This window comes from Roseivirga pacifica (genome assembly GCF_900111145.1).
GTDB classification, from domain to species: Bacteria; Bacteroidota; Bacteroidia; order Cytophagales; family Cyclobacteriaceae; genus Roseivirga; species Roseivirga pacifica.
The window spans coordinates 308,503-327,793 of sequence record NZ_FOIR01000004.1; the positions used below are offsets into that span (position 1 = coordinate 308,503).

General features: G+C 42.0%; 15 protein-coding genes. 8 read left to right on the plus strand and 7 right to left on the minus strand.

Going from position 1 to position 19,291, the window contains the following annotated elements:
- Positions 1-27 precede the first annotated feature (27 nt).
- Positions 28-1,290 carry a glutamyl-tRNA reductase gene (hemA, locus tag BMW98_RS18500; RefSeq protein ID WP_090260675.1) on the plus strand — a complete coding sequence of 421 codons (1,263 nt, stop codon included), beginning with the start codon at positions 28-30 and terminating at the stop codon, positions 1,288-1,290.
- Positions 1,291-1,371: 81 nt separating this feature from the next.
- Entirely contained in the window at positions 1,372-3,588 is a 2,217-nt protein-coding gene (locus BMW98_RS18505; protein WP_090260676.1) for a WG repeat-containing protein, read from the plus strand.
- A 52-nt stretch (positions 3,589-3,640) separates the two neighbouring features.
- Here the strand turns inward: BMW98_RS18505 and floA are convergent, their stop codons facing one another.
- Genes floA through proS form a run of 3 tightly spaced genes read right to left on the minus strand, consistent with a single transcriptional unit; the run spans position 3,641 to position 6,642 of the window.
- On the minus strand, positions 3,641-4,642 hold the full coding sequence (floA, locus tag BMW98_RS18510) for a flotillin-like protein FloA (RefSeq protein WP_090260678.1): 1,002 nt from the start codon (positions 4,640-4,642) through the stop codon (positions 3,641-3,643).
- A complete protein-coding gene (locus BMW98_RS18515; RefSeq protein ID WP_435406114.1) occupies positions 4,642-5,151 on the minus strand; it encodes an NfeD family protein in 510 nt (169 codons plus the stop codon). Before BMW98_RS18515 ends, floA begins: the two co-directional genes overlap by 1 nt.
- 12 nt (positions 5,152-5,163) lie before the next feature.
- A complete protein-coding gene (gene proS / locus BMW98_RS18520; protein ID WP_090260682.1) occupies positions 5,164-6,642 on the minus strand; it encodes a proline--tRNA ligase in 1,479 nt (492 codons plus the stop codon).
- A 115-nt stretch (positions 6,643-6,757) separates the two neighbouring features.
- Here proS and BMW98_RS18525 point away from each other — a divergent pair, with 115 nt between their 5' ends.
- Positions 6,758-8,362 (plus strand): hypothetical protein, encoded by a 1,605-nt coding sequence (locus tag BMW98_RS18525; protein ID WP_090260684.1) that lies wholly within the window; start codon positions 6,758-6,760, stop codon positions 8,360-8,362.
- 15 nt (positions 8,363-8,377) lie between these two features.
- Positions 8,378-9,904, plus strand: coding sequence for an OmpP1/FadL family transporter (locus tag BMW98_RS18530; RefSeq protein ID WP_090260686.1), 1,527 nt, complete (start codon positions 8,378-8,380; stop codon positions 9,902-9,904).
- On the opposite strand, the gene BMW98_RS18535 is transcribed toward BMW98_RS18530, so the two are convergent.
- From BMW98_RS18535 to BMW98_RS18545, 3 genes are read right to left on the minus strand one after another with little or no spacing between them, the layout of a single operon-like run.
- Complete coding sequence (locus tag BMW98_RS18535) at positions 9,901-10,428, minus strand: shikimate kinase (protein ID WP_090260688.1); 528 nt, start codon at positions 10,426-10,428, stop codon at positions 9,901-9,903. The genes BMW98_RS18530 and BMW98_RS18535 overlap by 4 nt on opposite strands.
- Positions 10,428-11,423, minus strand: coding sequence for a DoxX family protein (locus BMW98_RS18540; RefSeq protein WP_090260690.1), 996 nt, complete (start codon positions 11,421-11,423; stop codon positions 10,428-10,430). Before BMW98_RS18540 ends, BMW98_RS18535 begins: the two co-directional genes overlap by 1 nt.
- Entirely contained in the window at positions 11,420-11,968 is a 549-nt protein-coding gene (locus BMW98_RS18545) for a DUF1599 domain-containing protein (protein ID WP_090260691.1), read from the minus strand. Before BMW98_RS18545 ends, BMW98_RS18540 begins: the two co-directional genes overlap by 4 nt.
- Before the next feature lie 53 nt (positions 11,969-12,021).
- Between BMW98_RS18545 and folP the strand changes: the two genes are divergently transcribed.
- The gene (gene folP, locus BMW98_RS18550) at positions 12,022-12,855 is read left to right on the plus strand and encodes a dihydropteroate synthase (RefSeq protein WP_090260693.1); all 834 of its coding nucleotides are present in this window, start codon (positions 12,022-12,024) and stop codon (positions 12,853-12,855) included.
- The gene (gene cdaA / locus BMW98_RS18555) at positions 12,852-13,691 is read left to right on the plus strand and encodes a diadenylate cyclase CdaA (protein ID WP_090260695.1); all 840 of its coding nucleotides are present in this window, start codon (positions 12,852-12,854) and stop codon (positions 13,689-13,691) included. The genes folP and cdaA overlap by 4 nt, the downstream gene beginning before the upstream one ends.
- Before the next feature lie 73 nt (positions 13,692-13,764).
- On the opposite strand, the gene BMW98_RS18560 is transcribed toward cdaA, so the two are convergent.
- The gene (locus tag BMW98_RS18560; RefSeq protein ID WP_090260697.1) at positions 13,765-16,881 is read right to left on the minus strand and encodes an efflux RND transporter permease subunit; all 3,117 of its coding nucleotides are present in this window, start codon (positions 16,879-16,881) and stop codon (positions 13,765-13,767) included.
- A 162-nt stretch (positions 16,882-17,043) separates the two neighbouring features.
- Here BMW98_RS18560 and BMW98_RS18565 point away from each other — a divergent pair, with 162 nt between their 5' ends.
- Positions 17,044-18,129: a DUF4221 family protein gene (locus BMW98_RS18565; RefSeq protein WP_170836531.1), complete on the plus strand. Its 1,086-nt coding sequence runs from the start codon at positions 17,044-17,046 to the stop codon at positions 18,127-18,129.
- A gap of 96 nt (positions 18,130-18,225) precedes the next feature.
- On the plus strand, positions 18,226-19,287 hold the full coding sequence (locus BMW98_RS18570; protein WP_090260701.1) for an efflux RND transporter periplasmic adaptor subunit: 1,062 nt from the start codon (positions 18,226-18,228) through the stop codon (positions 19,285-19,287).
- Positions 19,288-19,291 lie beyond the last annotated feature (4 nt).

Genomic DNA, 19,291 nt, shown 5'->3' on the forward strand with positions numbered 1-19,291 from the left:
GGCAGTATTAGAAGAAAGTAGGCAGCAATGCAGGGCGATTTCAAAGTAATAAGCTTATCATACAAAAACACACCGGTTGAGATCAGAGAGGTTATCGCATTAGATGACAATCTTATCAAATCGATGTTAGAAGAGATTAGAGACCTCTTCCCTGTTTCTGAAGCGCTTATTATTTCCACCTGCAACCGTACCGAATTCTATTACTCAAGCGAAACCGAAGTAGCTGCTCAGCTTATTCAATTCCTAGGTTTAAAAAAAGGAATTGCTGATATGGAGCAATACATGGAGCATTTTCAGGTAATCAATGATCCTGAAAGCGCTTCAGAACACCTGTTCCGTGTGGCTTTAGGGCTCGAAGCTCAAGTAGTTGGTGACTTACAAATCATCAATCAAGTAAAAAGAGCTTACCAAATGTCTGCCGATGCACAAATGGCAGGGCCATTTTTGCACCGCGTGCTTCACACCATCTTTTACGCTAACAAGCGTGTTTTTCAAGAAACTAACTTCAGGAATGGTGCTGCGAGTGTTTCCTACGCAACTTCTGAATTGGTGAAAACATTAGCCGAAAACCTAGAGAACCCTAAGATCTTACTCCTAGGCCTGGGTGAAATTGGTGAAGACTTAGCCAGACACATGGCTGAGACCAAGCTTGACGTAAGCATTACGAATAGAACTACAGAAGTTGCCGATAAGCTCGGTCTTGAATGTCAACTGAACGTGCTTCCATTTGACCAATTAGACAAGAGCTTTAATGAATTTGACGTAGTAATTTCCAGCGTTGCTGTTAGACACTTCATCAATCCGGAGCAACTTGCCAACACCGAAATCAAAGGCATTAAATATTTTGTCGACCTATCTATTCCTCGATCAATCGATCCTGCTATTGAAGATATTAAAGGTGTTGCCCTCTACAATATTGACGAAATTCAAAACAATGCATCAGCAGCTTTGAATAAGCGACTGGCCGCAATTCCTGATGTTGAAGCCATAATTGCAGATTCTCTGGATGATGTAAACGAATGGTCGATGGAAATGGAAGTTTCTCCAACCATTCACAAGCTTAAAGGCGCGCTAGAGCAAATCAGACAAGATGAGCTTAAAAAGCATTTGAAGCACGCATCGCCTGAAATGGAAGCTTTTGCGGAAAAACTCTCGAAGAGTTTAACGCAAAAAATAATGAAGCTACCTGTACTTCAACTAAAAGCAGCCTGCAAAAGAGGTGAAGCAGAAACATTGATTGACATATTGAACGATTTGTTCGATTTGGAAAATCAAGCCGTAAAAAAGTAATTCCACCAAAGCCTCAAAGCTTCATTCCATTTTCCTTACAAATTTCGTAAGCTTGGCGTTTTATTTACGTTGCCATACTTAATGCCGCTAACCCGACTGTTTATTACTCTGTTTTTTTGCTGCTTTTCGCTTTCAGTTAGTGCATTTCAGCTAGTACCTTATGAGGTAAACGGAAGGCTCGGCTTAATTGACACCGCAAAAGTAGATACAATTTTCACTGCCCAATTCGAGGCATTTGGCTGGAGCGACCAAGCCTTTGACCCTAACGCTCAGATTTTTGGCGCACAACTAAACGAAAAATGGGCATTGGTTAATAACACTGGCAAAAAACTAACCCAGCACCTCTATACCGACCTTTATCCTTGGCAAAACGGCCAGTTAATAGGAAGCACACGTGCCACAAACTCCGTATGGCTCAACTACGGCACACTTACCACAAAAGGCAAAGTACAAGTACCGTTCGAACACCTCACACTCACTCCTAATGGCGATCAATTAATTGTATCTAAAAAAATGGATACAGGATTTCGCAAGGGCGTTTTGAACAGCAATGGCAAAAATATCATCCCATTAAACTATGAAGATATTGAAGCCCTAGGTTCTGACAGGTACTCAGTGAAAGAACCCGATGGGCTTTCGGCACTTTTCGCTAAAGAAGGAGATCAACTTTCAGGTTTTGAATTTGAAGAAATTTCGGCTCATTCAAACGAGTTACTTGCCGTAACCTACTACAACAGAAAAGGCATTATCGACAAAAGCGGCAAAGTGGTTATTACCCCAATTTATAAGCAGATTGAGATTAGTGAAAGCAGCGCCCGTGTTATGGGCTTTAGAAACTGGGAATACTTTAAAATTGGTGAAGGTCAAAAGTCTTTCAACTTTGACCAAATAAGCCAGCTGGCAGCCGATGCCTTCGCCATAAGTACAGGAAACAACATTGCAATAATTGACAAAAATGAAAACTACCTGAGCTACTTGGTTGATCATACGGTTGAAGATTCCAACGACAAAGGGATTGTAATTAAAAACCGGCAACAGGGTTACTATGGTTTACTCAACTCTAAAGGAAGCTCAGTACTACCTACTAACTTTGATAGCATAAGACTTTATCAGCATTTTGCCTTAGCAAAAATCCACAGAAACGATGGACAACACTGGTTCGCTTATGACTTTGAAGGAAACAAAATCAATCAAAATGGTTACTCAGAATTTAAACCATTTTCTGAGGGTAAATTCATAGCAAAACGAGGCGAGAAGTTTGGGTTGATCAACACTTTTGGTGAAGAACTTACCACCTTTCAATATGATAGCATTTCTGACTTTAATAAAGGATTAGCCATCGTTAAGTCCCGGGGACTTTTTGGCGTAATCAACGAAAATGGCATTTGGGTAATCACCCCTTACAAGGATTGGATCCACTTTTATGATGACCTAATTTACTTTCAACAAGGCTCAGAATATGGCATTGCCAATAGAGCGGGTAACACGATTTTTAGGAGCTACGATAAAATCTCTCCCCTGCCGCAAGGCTTTTATAAAACCGACTCGCAAGGGTACAAAGTATTCGACCTAAATGGCAACCAACTACTTGAGCACAGCTATGACACCGTAAGACCGCTCAACAAAACCATGTGGCTACTTGAACGAAACGAGCAATTCTACCTTTTTAGGCCAGAGGACAAAGCAGACTTTAAACTACCTGAAGGCACACAACAGGTAGCGAATTATTCAGAACAACACATCAAAATCTACAAAGACAACCAATGGGGGTTTGTTGGCGAAATGGGACATTTAAATATTGCCAACCGCTACGATTCAATTGGTGATTTTTCTGAAGGCCTTTGCCCAGTAAAGCTTATTGGTAATTGGGGAGTCATCAATTTTAGGGAGGAAATTGTTGTGCAACCTGTGTTCAAACACATTGCACCTTTCCACAATGGAATGGCAACAGTAACCACCCCTAACAGCGAACAAGGACTTATTGATAGCAGCGGAGCCTTTATACTAGAACCAAAGTACACCCAACTCATTCGCACCACTGAAGGCATAATATTACAAATAGGCAATGCTTTTGGCTTGGCGGATTCCAACGGAAAGTTGATTCGAATGCCGCAATATGATAGCATTTCTAAACTTGATAGCGGCTATTTTCAGGTAGAGAAAAATGGAATGTTTGGGGTAATAAGCCTGAAAGGAGAAGATGTGGTACCTACTGCCTACGAAACTATTCAGCAATTTAAGGATGCCTTTCTTGGGTCTAAAGCGAGCCAATGGGAAACTATTCGGCTGAGTAAATAGAAAAGGCCAGTTGTTCACCAGCCTTTTTCAATTCATAAAATTACTCTCGTAATTATTTCTTATCAGAAGAACCCTTTCGTTTGGTCGAGCTCTTTTGCTGAGGATTCGCAATAGAATCGCGCATATCCGTATCAGCCTGAATATTCTCCAACTTGTAGTAATCCATAATTCCCAAGTTGCCCGAACGAAACGCCTCTGCAACTGCCAAAGGCACCTCCGCCTCTGCTAAAATCACTTTTGCACGCGCCTCTTGCGACTTCGCTTTCATTTCTTGCTCTTCAGCTACAGCCATGGCACGTCTTTCCTCCGCCTTCGCTTCAGCAACTTTCAAGTCGGCTTGGGCTTGGTCGGTTTGTAGCTGCGCACCAATATTTTGTCCTACATCAACATCAGCAATATCAATGGAAAGAATTTCGAATGCTGTTCCAGCATCCAAGCCTCTTTGCAGCACGAGTTTCGATATCTTATCCGGATTCTCAAGTACTTCCTTATGTGTTCCGGCAGAACCAATTGAGGTCACAATACCTTCACCTACCCTGGCCAAAATAGTATCTTCACCAGCACCACCAACCAATTGTTGGATATTCGCTCGCACGGTAACTCTAGCAATAGCAACCAACTGAATACCATCGGCAGCCACAGCCGCTACTTTAGGCGTAGTGATTACTTTTGGATTTACAGAAATCTGAACAGCTTCGAATACATCTCTACCAGCAAGGTCTATAGCAGTAGCCTGCTGAAAACCCAGAGTTATATTCGCCTTATCCGCAGATATGAGTGCTTTGATAACAGTAGGTACATTTCCACCAGCAAGGTAGTGAGTCTCTAAATCCTTAGAAGACAAATCCAAACCGGCTTTTGTAGCAGTGATTAATGAGTTTACTATGAGACTAGGCGGCACCTTTCTTACCCTCATCAATACTAACTCAACTAAACTTACTCTAACCCCTGAAATTAACGCTGTAAACCAGAGATTAACAGGTATGAAATAAAAAAATATAAATAGGGCAACAATACCACCTATTACCCAAATCAAAACTGTATAATTTTCCATTAATTAGTAGTTATCAATTCTACAACAATTCTGTTTCCAGAAACCTTGGTTACTCGTATTTGAGAGCCTGAAGAAATATGCCCTCCATTAGACCTGACTTCGTAAGCTTTATTTTTAAAATCTGCCTTTCCAATTGGCTTAAGATCCGATAAGGCAACTCCTTCAATGCCAATGCTTATGTCTGAGAAATAGTTTTCATTAACCTTAGATCGATTACTTGTTTTCAACGAAAACTTTTCCCAAGACTTCGCCCTAAAGCTATAAAACAACCCTATTAGAGAAAGTACAACAGAGCCAGCCAACACCCAATTCCCAGTCGCATCACCATGCTTTTCATAAGTGAGATATATTCCCACCACACATAAGACAACACCAACCAAGCCTACTATTGTAGTACCTGGCACCAAAAGTAATTCGAAATAGATTAAAACTATCCCGATAACAATTAATAAAACGATAGAAATCCAGTCGCCCATAGGTGTGTTTGAAGTCACACCAATATACAACAAAAAGGGAATGCCCTAGTATGCCTTGGCAAAAAGAACTCTTCTTGAAGATGGTTTACCCGAATAGATACACACGCCTTCCTCTTCTTTGGCATCGATATGTATACAGCGAATTGTAGCTTTGGTTTCATCTTTTATCTGCTCTTCAGTTTCGGCAGTACCATCCCAATGAGCAGAAACAAAGCCTCCTTTGCTTTCAAGCACTTCTTTAAACTCTTCGTATGAGTTTACTTCTGTGGTATGTTCCGCACGGTAGGCTACCGCCTTTTGGTAAATACTATCCTGAATATCTGTCAGCAAGCCTTCAATTTTGGCAACTAGGTCATTGCTTAGGTCGAAGGTTTCCTTTTCACCTGTATCTCTTCGGGCAATTTCCAAGGTATTGTTTTCCATATCGCGAGGCCCCATGGCCAATCGAACCGGCACACCTTTCAATTCCCATTCAGCAAACTTAAAGCCCGGTTTGTGCGTATCGCGGTCGTCAAGCTTTACCGAAACACCAGCCTTACGCAAGGCAGGTATAAACTCATTCACTTTATCGCGAATAGCATTCAACTGCTCTTCTCCTTTATATATAGGTACAATTACCACTTGAATAGGCGCCAACTTTGGAGGCAGCACCAAACCTTGGTCGTCTGAATGAGCCATAATAAGGGCACCCATTAAACGGGTACTAACACCCCAAGATGTTCCCCAAACAAAATCTTGCTTACCTTCTTTGGAAGTAAACTTCACATCGAATGCTTTAGCGAAGTTCTGTCCTAAGAAATGCGAAGTACCAGCTTGTAGCGCCTTTCCGTCTTGCATCAAAGCCTCAATACAGTATGTTTCCACAGCCCCAGCAAATCGCTCGCTTTCCGACTTAATACCTTTAATTACTGGCACAGCCATAAACTCCTCAGCAAACTGAGCGTACACATTCATCATTTGTACCGATTCATCAATGGCTTCTTGCTTTGTAGCATGTGCAGTATGCCCTTCTTGCCATAAGAATTCAGCGGTACGCAAAAACAAGCGAGTTCTCATTTCCCAACGCACAACATTAGCCCATTGGTTAACCAAAATAGGCAAGTCCCTATAAGACTGAACCCAGTTTTTATAGGTATTCCATATCACTGTTTCAGAAGTTGGACGAACGATAAGTTCTTCTTCCAACTTAGCTTCAGGATCAACCACAACCCCATTGCCATTTTCATCATTCTTAAGCCTGTAATGGGTTACTACCGCACACTCTTTAGCAAAACCCTCTACGTGATCTGCCTCTTTACTTAAGTAAGACTTGGGAATAAAAAGGGGGAAATAAGCATTCGTATGACCTGTTTCTTTAAACATTCTATCAATTTCGGCTTGCATTTTTTCCCAGATGGAAAAGCCATAGGGCTTGATTACCATGCAACCTCTAACCGGTGAGTTTTCAGCTAAATCAGCCTTTTTCACCAATTCATTATACCACAATGAATAATCTTCGCTCCTTTTTGGTATTCCTTTGCTCATAGTCCCTTTTTGGTATGATACTTGCTCTTTTTGTACTGAAAAATTTATCCGACAAAGATATACTTTTCGGATGTTTTCTCGACTAGAAATGAGAAATAGACGTTAACTTTAAAAAATGCCAACAGGAGGACTTATGAAAATGAAAAACTACGGAAAATACCTAATGGCACCACTAAGCATGGTATTGATTTACTCATGCTCACCAAACCAATATCAACAAGGTGGTGAATACGATGACATGTATTTCACGAAAGCCGACCGAAAAACGCAACCTCAAAGCGTTGACCTACCCCCAGTTCAAGAAGCTGACCCAAGCGAAGTTGACTTAGGGTACTCAGGCAAGGCTACTGTCTCGCCAGAGGTTCTAGAACGATACTCAACTCCAGAAGAAGAGCCTTTAACTTACTTTGAGTTACAAGGTCCTGAAGGAGCTAAAGTAACGTCTGCAAAAGATTTAAACTATCGAGATTTTCTTTACGATTACGAAAATGAGCACCTAGCTTATTATGAGCTTCCAATGGACTGGGACACAGACTGGAACGAAAGCTCATTTAACAATTTAATGGTGCAAGACTACCAGTTTAGAGTAGCCTGGTACGACCAATATTATAAAGGTGAAGCTTGGAGAATGGACAACTATCTTTCTGGTCAGTCTGCAAACTCCTTAAGATATAGTGATTTTATGGGGCCAACAGTTGGACTTAGCGTAGCTGCTACAGATTTCTATTCTGGCTTTGGATACGGTTTCAATTATGGAATGGGCATGTCTTACGTTGACCTTAACCCATATGGACTCTACGATCCTTTTTGGACACCCTTACCGAGTTATTACAGACCATGGAGAAATTCTTGGTACGTAGGAATTGGCTTTGGCTTTGGTTGGAACAACTGGTACAACTACAATCCTTGGAGACCAGGATGGGGCGGCTGGTATGGCCCGGGTTACTACAACCCAAGACCTAGCAGACCAGAGCATTATTATACCGCCAACGGAAGACCTATTGAGTACGGCCCTAGACTAAGATCTTCTTCAGTAGCGAGCGTAAGATCTGATGCATTGAATGGTTCTGGAACCAGAAGTAGGTCTCAGAGAGCGGTATCGGCATCAGGCGGTTCTGCCAACCCAAGAGCCGCACGAGGCGGAAGAGTTGGTTCCACCTCTACCAGAAGTACAAGAGCTACAAACCCGAACATTACTGCATCGCGAGTTAACCGTGTGAGAACGGATGACTATAGAATCGGAAGTGGTTCAAGTGGCGTAAGTAGAGTTACCAGAAGCAGAGTAACAGCGGCAAGAAGCTCTTCGGCTAGAGCAAACTATAGAAATACCGCAAGTGGTGGCTCTAGTTCTAGTAGATTTACGAGAAGCTCTGTTAACAGAAGAAGTTATAATGTTGGATCAAGTAGATCTGCGGTTTCTTCACCTACGTTCAACAGGAGCACCTCAAGTGGTTTAAGTAGGTCTGTGATTGACAGAAGTAATAGAAACGCTTACAGCAGAGGGTTTTCTTCTGGCAGAAGCAGTTCTTATTCAAGATCAACAAGCGGTTCGCGCCCTGTTAATGTTGGAAGAACCAATTCGTCATCTTCCCGATCTTCAGGCAGTGGAGTGAGCAGAAGCTCATCAGGAGGCAGTAGATCTAGCGGAGTTTCTTCTTCGAGAAGTAGCGGTTCTTCTAGGTCAGGCGGCAGCACCAGAAGTTCAAGAGGTAACCAGTAAGATCAAAACTCATTTATGAAAAACTTTAAGCTTATAGCATTAAGCATGGCACTGTTGTGCCTTGCTTTCAAGTCGAACGCACAAGTTGACCCTTTTGCATACGGCTATTATCAAGATGCACTGCGTTATGGTCAGTATCGCGGTTTGGGCTCAGCCAGACTTACTGGAATGGCCGGGGCAGGTTCTGTATTAGGTGCCGACCCAAGCGCTGCGTTTTTAAACCCAGCCGGACTAGGGATGTACAATCGTTCTCAGCTAGTAATTACACCTGGCTTCAACTTCAATACATATTCCACTGACTATTTAGGCAATACTGTTGACAATGAGAATTCAGGTATGGAATTCTCGAATTTTGCAGCAATAATAAATTTCAACAAAGGAGACTTGGTACCTGGAGGCTGGCGAGGAGGAACGCTAGCCATAACCTATAATCGTTCCGCTAACTTTAAGCGAGACCTTCAGTATGGAGCCCAAAACAACGAGAGCTCAATTATTGACGCAATGATTGATAATGCATATGGCTTCTTTCCCGAAGAATTAGGCGGCATTGAACAAATTGGTTATGACCATTTTTTAATCAATCCTATTCCTGGAGCTGAAGACCTATATGTATCTCCTGTTGAAGGGTTCCCTTATCAGAACGAACGCCACAGGCAATCCGGCCATATTGATGAAATCAACATTTCGTTTGGTGGCAATTACAACGATGTACTGTACATAGGCGCGGGCTTAGGCTTTGTCTCAACCAAATATTCGAATAACAGGGTTTATACTGAATCTTTTGAGGGCACCTCGTTGAGCACGTTCTCCATTGACGAACAATTGACAACTTCAGGTTCGGGTATCAATGCCAACTTTGGTTTTATCGTTAGACCAATCCCTATCTTCAGGTTCGGTGCCTCAATTACTACACCTACATGGTTCAACTTTAACGAAGAAAGTGATGCCATTTACAATTCAGAATGGAACAACTATGATGTTGCCAACTTTACAGACGAATTCGGTAACAGGTACATTTTGGAAGACACAGTGCTAACAAGCCTACAATCAAGTACGCCAATTTATGCTTCAAATTATGATCTAAGAACTCCAATGAAGGTAAATGCCGGAGCAGCATTATTCTTGGGTAAAGCAGGTTTTATTACTGCCGACATTGAATATGCCGATTACTCCAACGCACATGTTTCTTCTATCGACTTCTCAACAGAAGGAGATAACAACACCATAGACAATATTTACCAGTCTACATTGAATGTGCGCTTTGGTGCAGAGTTTAGATATAGCATATTTAAATTCAGGGCTGGTTATGCTCGAATTGGGGATCCTTATGCTGACTCATACGACAACCTCGATAGGTCGCAAGAAGTAATGTCGGGCGGAGTAGGTTTAAGTTTTAGAAAGTTCTTTGTGGATGCCGGCTATAGCCGAACCACCTATCAGTCTTCTTACCAGTCGTACAGCTTTTACGATGGTACCGGGCCTCAGGGTATTACAGACAATACACTGAACCAACTAAGACTCTCGGTAGGGCTTAACTTCTAAAGTTTTCCAGCACTTTTCAATTCAGAGACAATCATATCCACAGTGATTTGGTTGTCTCTGATTTTTATTTGTGCCTGTTGGTAAAAACCTTGGCGCTTTTCTTTCATCGCTCTAATCTCAGCAATCAAGTCTTGCTGATCGTAACTTTTCAAAAGTGGCCTATTTTCAACGCCATCTTCCAAAATGCGTAGCGCTAAATCACCTGGGTTTACATCTAAATAGATGGTCGTGCCATGTTCGTTCATGGCGTCCATATTAAAGTGAAAGCAAGGAGCGCCTCCACCAGTAGCAAGCACAAAGCTATCTTGTGTAGCAATCAATTCATTCAAACATTCACTTTCTTGAATGCGAAAGTTCGCCTGTCCTTGTTGGCTAAAGTATTCTGGAATACTCATACCTACCCGATTTTCAATCTGGCTATCCAAATCATAAAACGGAGCACCTAATCGTTCGGCCAACTGTTTACCCAAAGTGGATTTTCCACTTCCGGCTAGGCCAACCAAAAACAAGCGTAAATGCTGCATTATTGCGCTACTTTTTCTAGAACATCTGTTGCTGCAGGAATATCGTTATAATGCCACTTTCCCTTAATGGTGCCATTGTTCATAAGTACTAAGCCAGGATTCGAGCGGATCATGGTTTTTAAGAGCGTTTTGTCGGAGTAGTAATAAGGAATAGCCAATTGCTCCTGATGCCTCAAAGCTTCGAACTGAGGGCCGCTTGAAGCTGTAATAGCCACAACCTCCACATCATAACCTAAAGCCCTGATCATACTGTTCAACTCAGGATAAGATTCTAAATCTGTTTTCTCCACATCATGAATAATCAACAAAAGCTTTTTCCCCTGAAGTGATTCAAATGTAAAGTCACTTTCATCTCCCCAAAGCGCATAATTTGTAATCTTAGGTACTTGCGTTGGATCATCGGCTGGCGGCATAATAGCCTCGTTAATATTTGTACCCACCTTGTAAGCTCTAAAATCTATTACTGGCAAATGTTTTATAGCGTTGAAAGCAACTGCCAAGCAAAGCACCACAACTACGGCCAAACCAATGGTTTTCTTTTTTGCGCCTGAGGTAATCTCATTTGCCTTTCGCTTTACAAAAAGCACCAGAATAAGCACCAACAGAATGATATCTTTTGTAAACGACTCCCATGGCGTGAGCTTAATAGCATCACCAAAACAACCACAGTCTGTCACTTTATTAAAGTAAGCCGAATAGAACGTAAGAAAAGTAAAGAACACAATCAGCACTAGGAGCAAAGTGGTTACGAGCTTTTCCCGGTATTTAAGCAGCACGGCAATTCCAAGCACTATTTCTAGTGTAGAAAGCAGAACAGATAGAAATAAAGCAGCTGGCTTTAGGCTTTCGAAAAACGGAGCAATATCCACCGCAAAAACAGTAAAATACTCTTCCAGTTTTATTTGCGTACCTACCGGATCGTTTACCTTAATCAGTCCAGAAAAGATAAACAGCCCCCCTACGAGCACCCTGGCGATTGTGTTAAGAAGTTTCATGATTTAGCGAAGCCCATTAAGATTAAACAGAAAACCGAGTAATTGATCATGTCCATGTAGTTGGCATCAATTCCTTCCGAAATAATGGTTTTTCCCTGATTATCTTCAATCTGTTTTACACGAAGCAGCTTCATTAGAATAATGTCGGTCATAGAACTTACCCGCATGTCGCGCCAGGCCTCACCGTAGTCATGATTCTTATTTTCCAACAACTCCCTGGTTTGACGAACGTGCTTGTTATATAGCGGCTCTAGTGTTTCGGCATCCATTTCCAGCGGTGCGTTTTCATCTAATTCCATCTGAATCAAAGCGATAACACAATAATTGATAATCCCGATAAACTCACCCGAAATGTCGTCACCAACCTTTTGTGTGCCCTTGTCTTGAATAGAGCGAATGCGTTGGGCTTTAATAAAAATTTGGTCTGTAATAGACGACAGTCTTAGTATTCTCCAAGCTGTGCCGTAGTCTTTCGTTTTCTTAACGAATATGTCTTTACAGGCCTTAATAACTTCTTTATATTCGCCTATTGTTTGTTCTTCCAAGGTAAATCTGGGTTTAAGGTATCGCTTAATTTGAAGGCGAAAGATAGGTTTTTATGACGAAAAGCACATTGAATGTAAAGGGAAATCTGATCTCGCTAAACAGCCCATTGGTAATGGGTATTCTGAATATTAACCCTGACTCATTTTTCTCTGAAAGCAGAACTCAAACTCCAGACCTGATTAAGGCCAAGACAGCTAAAATGCTCGAGGATGGCGCTTCCATAATTGACATTGGCGGTTACTCCACTCGGCCAGGAGCAGCAGAGGTTACCCAGCGCGAAGAAACCGACAGGGTAATTTTGGCTGTAGAGACAATTCTGAAGGAGTTTCCGGAAACAGTAATTTCGGTCGATACTTTTAGAAGTGCAGTAGCCAAAGCCGGAATTGAAGCAGGTGCGGCCATCATAAATGATGTTTCCGGAGGGCTTCTAGATGAAGAAATGTTCGCCACAGTTGCAAAACTTCGCGTTCCTTATATTTTAATGCATATGCGAGGCACTCCGCAAACTATGAGCAACCTGACCAATTATGACAATTTGCTGGTTGATGTTTGCACTGAGTTAGATGCCCAGCTGGCTAAGTTAAAGGCACTTGGTGTGGCCGATGTCATACTCGACCCTGGCTTTGGCTTTGCCAAAACCGTGGAGCAGAACTGTGAAATGCTTAAAAATTTAAGCTATTTTCAACGCTTCAACCTACCTGTACTAGCAGGGCTTTCGCGAAAGTCTATGATTTACAAAACGCTAGGCAACAGCGCAGAAGAAGCACTCAATGGCACCACAGCACTTAATATGGTTGCGCTAATTAATGGCGCCAAAATACTCAGGGTGCACGATGTAAAAGAAGCTACCGAAACAGTAAAACTTTATAACCAATTATACGCTTGATATACGCATTCAAAATAGGGTTTCTTGATGTACGATGGGTCGATATTGTCGATATCCTTTTAGTGAGCGTATTGATTTATCAGGTTTACAAACTGCTAAAAGGAAGTGTTGCCGTAAGGGTACTCATCGGCTTTTTGGTACTCTACCTCATCTACCTGATTGTACGCGCTGCCGAAATGGAACTGTTAGCCGGAATACTCGGCCAGTTTATGGGGGTTGGTGTACTGGCGGCCATTATTATCTTCTCTCAAGAGATAAGAAAGTTTCTGCTAATCCTCGGCAAATCCACCTTTAGACAAGATGGTATTCTAAAGTCTATAATGATATGGAAGCGGAAGGAAGAAAAGGAGCAGTTTAATATTACTCCAGTAATTGAGGCCGCAAAGAGTCTTTCCGCCACAAATACTGGCGCACTTATCGTTTTCTCCAAAAACTCCGAGCTAAAGTTTTATGCCGATACTGGCGATTTAATGGACGCAGTCGTGTCTAAAAGACTCCTGATTTCCATCTTTAACAAGCACAGCCCACTACACGATGGCGCCATTATTTTGTTTAAGAACCGAATAAAGGCTGCACGCTGTATTCTACCTGTGAGTGAGCGTGAACTACCCGCACAGTATGGCATGCGACACCGAGCTGCCATGGGTATGTCTGAAGCAACAGACACACTCACCATGATTATTTCTGAAGAAACCGGGCAAATCTCAATAGCCCGCAATGGTGTTATTGACAGCAACTTATTAATTCCGGAAATCCGAAAGCGAATCAACAGCTATCTATCTGAGGCGAAACAAGAAAAAGAAACTGAAGAAGCCAATCTGGAAGTTGCTTCTTGATAGAAGCCTAAACTTGGCCAATAACCTTGTACGTTTTGCGGTAACCTAGTTCTATCGCCACTTAAGGAAAGCGCTAGGCCGCAAGTTTCTTCTTAGACAGAAACACCGGCAAACACACAAACACTGCTACAGTAGAAAACACCAATCCACCGATGGTTCCAATGGCCAAGGCAAACCAAAACACTTCACTTTCGCCTTCCAATAAAAACGGAATTAGCCCGAAGCATGTAGAAAGAATGGTGAGTAAAATAGGTTGTGCTTTACCAAGCACCGATCGCAACACCAATCGGTTATAATTCCTTAATCTGTTATTGGTATTCAAATCATTCACTATAAAAATGGAAGCATTTACAACAAGCCCACCTAGCATTACAAAAGCTGCATAGCCGCCTTGATCGAAAGAAAAATCGAACAAAGAGAAAATCAAAAACAAGCCAATAAACGAAATAGGAATAGTGACAATAATATGGAAAGGCTGCCTAAGGTTTTCGAAAAGAATGGCACAAATAAAGTAAATACCTAAAATCAAAAACAGGAGTAAACTGTACTGCCGTTTCTCCCGAGCCATGCTAAAAGTATAACTGCTTGCCTCAGATTCGTAGCCCACTGGCATTATACTATTTAGATAATCAACAATATTAGTTCGGTAACGATCCCCAAATTTTCCCGACCCTAGGTATTCGAATGCCACTACCCGCAAATACTGACGGTCTTCTTTATGGATTTCGTTAGCGGTTTGCTCAAAGGTTAAATTGGCATAGTTGTTCAGTTTAACAAACCTAGCCGTATCTAGAGGCAGCGCTTCTTCCATCAGATCGTACCGAGAAAACTCGGCTGCGTTGTTGGCCTTTATTACCACAGGCAAACGCTCATCGTCAAAATTTGCCTGCAACGAAGCCCCACGGGGCAAGGTTAAATCTTGAAGCATACCAGTAATTGCACCTCGGTTAATACCGGCTGTCGCCAATCGGTCCACATCAAAGTCTAGTACATATTCACTGGTTTGCTCACCCCAACCAAGCTGTGCATTGTCGTTCACCTCTTGCACCCTGTTATGCCCAAGCAGGGTATCAGACATTATTTCGGCATAACCAGCTAATTCATCAAAATTATAGCCTTTCATTTTTATGCGAAAACTAGGGCGTGAGTTGCTCTCTCCTCCTGCGCTAAAGCCTTGTCCGACACCGTGTATACTCCAACGAACTCCCGTTAAATCAATTGACCGCGCTTGCAATCTTCCCTTTAGCTGGTACGGAAGTCCAGAGTTTTCATATGCCTCCTCGAATGTAATCTCTATTCGAGCCGTGCGGTTATTAACGTTAGTTACAAATTTATCTATCCCCTTAACCTCGGTCAGATATTCCTCTACCTTACCAATTACATAATTGGCATCTTCCAAAGTTGTGCCGAATGGCAATCTGGCATTTACATTCAGTTTAGTTTGCTGAGGCGAGCGATAGCCGTACCCTTCGTAAACCTCTTGCACAAACTTGCGCAGTGCCCCACCAAAAACCTTGTCAGTTATTGGGCGAATATCGTCTTGGTAAGTATCGCTCCCTATACTTTTATTATACCATTCTTGCCCCTCCCATGTAATAGGCAGTTTAAATATAGGCAAGCCAAACCCGAGAATAACCAGCACAATAAAAGCTTTTCTGTAACGCACTAAAAAGCCAACACCATTCTCATAGCGCTTAAACCCACGTACTTTTCTTCTCAGGCTTTTTATGCTTGGCTTGGGTCTTCCTATCTTTTCTTTAAACAGCAACTGGTAAAGTGCCGGTGTGAAAAACAAAGCAATCAACAAAGACACCGCCAAGTTAATAGCCACTACAACACTAAAATCCGTTAAATCTCTCCTATCCTCTTCTGGCAATAGCAGCACCATAAGTAGCGCCATAATTGTGGTGAGTGAAGCTGCAAAAAGTGCCATAAACACCTTTCGGTTTTTCTTGCGATACATATGGTCGATCATCACAATGGCATTGTCAACAATCAACCCAAACGAAATTGTAAGACCGGCTATAGAATAAATGTGCAATTCAACATTCAGTGCATAAATGAAAATGGCTGTAATGCATAGGTTTACCACAATACCCAAAAAGAGCGTGAGCAGGTAACGAACATTTCGGTTAATGGCCAAAATAAACAGAATAAGTATCCCTACAGACAGTGCTGTACGCACGTAGATCTTATCCATTTCCTTACCCAAATACTCAGTATCATCCCGCTCTAAGCGCACATCAATCCCATCAGGAACAAGTTGCTTCAGCGCTTCAATTTTCTGCTTTATTTCTGATGAGAGCACTATTTTGTTCACGCCTTGCCGAGCATAAACATACATATACACCGCGTTTTTGGCATTTATTCGCCTATAACTGGTCGGTGTTTGTTCTTCTACATACACCTTGGCTACATCCTTTAGCAGTACAGGCTTTTGCTTTACCATCCCCACCTGCGTTTGCTCTAGCGCCTTAACATCAGGCACTTGGTCAGCGGTTTTCAGAAAGAACTGATCGCCATTTGGGCTTTTGGCCAAGCCGGCATACACTGTTTGGCTTAAGCCGGAAAGCGCGGAAGCAATACTAGCTTTACTCAAATGATAACGCTGCAGGGTTGGCACATCAAAATCCACCGTTATCTGTAAGGGATTTCCTCCATGTACTTCAATATTCTCTATGCCTTTGATTTGCGCCAACGGTTTGGTAATGTACTCCTCCACATCTCTCTGTAACTTATATGGAGCAAAAGCACCGTTGATGGAGTACTGAAAAATTGGGCTCTTCGACTCGTTTTGTTCCTCTCCACCACGTTGCTCCACTTGCGGATAAGACAGGTTCTCGGGTAGTTTTTTATAAATGTTCCGAATTATTCCATTCACTTCGAACTTACGGAAAGCCATATCCTCTCCCTTATCGAAAGAAAGCTCAATGGTACCACTATTGTAGCGTGAAATACTGTACACCTTATTTACACCTTCTAATTGAGAAAAGGCATTTTCTAAAGGAGAAGTAGCCAAGCGCTCCACAATATCGGGCGAGGCATTGGATAAACTATAAGTAATGGTAAGTGCAGGCTTGGTATAGGTAGGAGAAAAATTAACTCTTAGCGCTGGTACAGTCGCCAAGCCCACAATGGCCAGTGCCACAAAAAGTATTACTAATCTGAAGTTTCCGGTGTGTTTGGTCAAAGCAAAAATTTAATTGACTAAGTATAAAAGTATGTATGAATAGTGAAAATCAAAAAGAACTACATACTTAGTTTAATAAAAGAATAAACACTAACACAATCATTTATCCGTTCTAGTCTCAACTGACAAAAACACATGCACCAATTCATTTTACAATTCCTCTTGATACTAACGTCACTTGCAAGCCAAACTAACGCAAAACAAAAGCAAGCACTAGCCCTGCTAAGCCCAATAGGATCAATCCGCGTTCACCTTGACTACGTAACTCCGCCAAACTCTTTTAGGCTTCAATATATTGCAGAAAAAGACCAGCTAGCCTATTGGAACGACAATGACTTCTCCATCATCTACTTTAGCTTGGAAACTGGCAAACCGGTAAAGAAGACCTTTATTGAGCGGGAAGGACCAAACCCAAATTACTCCAACAACTACCTCTATGTGGATGACCAAACCATTTACACAAATGATGTTATCGGAGCAATTCGCCAGATTGACATCAATGGGAAGTCAATCAAAAAACATAAGAATTCAGACCCAAGTAAAATCAATAAGCTGCCCGACCCAATGGTTTGGACGGGCAGCCCTATGACCTACCACAATAGTAAACTGTATTTTCAAGTGGCCATTGGCGGTATTTTCACGCAACCCACTATGGCCATACTCAACTTAAAAACAGACCAAATCGATTACTTCTCTGGATATCCAGACTTCTATAAAGAAGCGTATTGGAGAGGTGGTTTTGAAAACATGTTCTACACTTTCAATCCTGATAAAGAACTTTTTGTTTTCAGCTATGCAGCGGATAAAAACTTGACCTCAATTAGTGTAAAAGACCTAAACGGAACCAACAGTCATTACGCAAGTAGCCCAACTTATGGCAACCTAAAAGCCCCAAGAAAAAGCATGCAATCGCCAGGAAGAAAGCATGACGAAATGAAGTTTATGACTCAACCGTCTTTTCATATGATACATTATGACCCTTATCGGAAACTGTATTACCGCTTTGCGCAAGACCCAATATCTGAAAACGACTATTACTCTAAAGACTCGGAAAGATCAGAAACTAAAGCACCCCGAATTATCATTCTGAATGAGCATTTAGAAATCATAGGCGAGAAAGAACTCCCCAAATTTAAGTATGACATCAACATGTCATTTGTATCACCAAAAGGCCTTTGCATAAAACTAAAAAATAACGAAGCAGAAGACTTTATTGATTTTGAGGTGTTGCTCTGGCAAAAAGAATAGCTCAAACACCAACCAACGACCTTTTTAGTTAAACCACCCCAACTTTTCCACCCATAGCTTTCTGCTTATAAATTTTAGCACTATTTTGTGTGCTTTATGAGAACACCACAACTATTCACACTACTCGTATTTTTAGCGGTTGCTTCCTGTCAAAACAAAAAGGAAACTTTTGAAGAACCTGATGTTGAATCGCTTCGGGCTGAAGTAAAACCTACCGAAGTGCTTACTGCCATTGCCCAACAAAAGGACTTTGAACTGAGGGTAAACGCCAGCGGTATTCTTTCGGCTGCGCAAGAAGTGCAGGTCACTTTTCAAACCGGAGGCTATTTACAAGAGCTAAACATTAAAAACGGCCAGCGCGTTACAGCCGGGCAAGTATTGGCTCAGCTTGAAAACTCCAAAGAGGTACTCGCATTGGAAAGAGCCAAGGCATCTTATGCGAGTTCAAAGGTGAACTACGATAACGATTCTATATCCTTCGGTAGCTCTCTCACGCAAGTTATTCGCGATAACCTGAGAGCCAAAAACGGCTTGGTAAATGCCGAAATAGCAATAAAAGAGGCACAACTTAATTTAGACAATACCATTCTAGAAGCACCCATTTCGGGCATTGTTACAGCCTTAGAACAACAAAAAGGCAACTTGGTAAACAGCGATGCTCTTTGTAAAATCTACAACCCCAACAGCTTGGTACTTACGGCAAAAGTGCTTGAATCGGACTATGCACACTTAAAAACAGGGCTAAAAGCTGACATCTACCCATTGGCCTTTCGTGACAAAGTATTTTCTTCTACCCTAGTGGAAATTGACCCAAGTGTAGACGAGAATGGCATGGTAAGCTTAAAGCTGAAAATCGACAATCCACAGGGGCTTTTACCCGGTATGAATGCCAATGCAGTAGTACGTGTACCTCAAAACGAGAACATTATTGTACCGCGCGAAGCTTTGGTAATGAAGAGCGGCCGATCGGTAATATTCACCTTGGAAGATGGCCTTGCCAAATGGAAATATGTAGAAACCGGCATGGACAATGGCGTAGAAATAGAGGTGAAAGACGGGCTCAAGGATGGCGACATTGTGATCGTTAGCAACAACATGCAGCTGGCGCACGATGCCCGCGTAAAGCAAGTAAGCAACTCTATAGAATCGAATAATTAATAGC

What these genes read in the sequence shown, in the direction of transcription:
- floA (WP_090260678.1), bottom strand. Translation starts at nt 4,642, where the DNA reads ATGGAAAATTATACAGTTTTGATTTGGGTAATAGGTGGTATTGTTGCC.
- BMW98_RS18530 (WP_090260686.1), top strand. Translation starts at nt 8,378, where the DNA reads ATGAAAAACTTTAAGCTTATAGCATTAAGCATGGCACTGTTGTGCCTT.
- hemA (WP_090260675.1), top strand. Translation starts at nt 28, where the DNA reads ATGCAGGGCGATTTCAAAGTAATAAGCTTATCATACAAAAACACACCG.
- proS (WP_090260682.1), bottom strand. Translation starts at nt 6,642, where the DNA reads ATGAGCAAAGGAATACCAAAAAGGAGCGAAGATTATTCATTGTGGTAT.
- BMW98_RS18540 (WP_090260690.1), bottom strand. Translation starts at nt 11,423, where the DNA reads ATGAAACTTCTTAACACAATCGCCAGGGTGCTCGTAGGGGGGCTGTTT.
- BMW98_RS18535 (WP_090260688.1), bottom strand. Translation starts at nt 10,428, where the DNA reads ATGCAGCATTTACGCTTGTTTTTGGTTGGCCTAGCCGGAAGTGGAAAA.
- BMW98_RS18570 (WP_090260701.1), top strand. Translation starts at nt 18,226, where the DNA reads ATGAGAACACCACAACTATTCACACTACTCGTATTTTTAGCGGTTGCT.
- folP (WP_090260693.1), top strand. Translation starts at nt 12,022, where the DNA reads ATGACGAAAAGCACATTGAATGTAAAGGGAAATCTGATCTCGCTAAAC.
- BMW98_RS18525 (WP_090260684.1), top strand. Translation starts at nt 6,758, where the DNA reads ATGCCAACAGGAGGACTTATGAAAATGAAAAACTACGGAAAATACCTA.
- BMW98_RS18505 (WP_090260676.1), top strand. Translation starts at nt 1,372, where the DNA reads ATGCCGCTAACCCGACTGTTTATTACTCTGTTTTTTTGCTGCTTTTCG.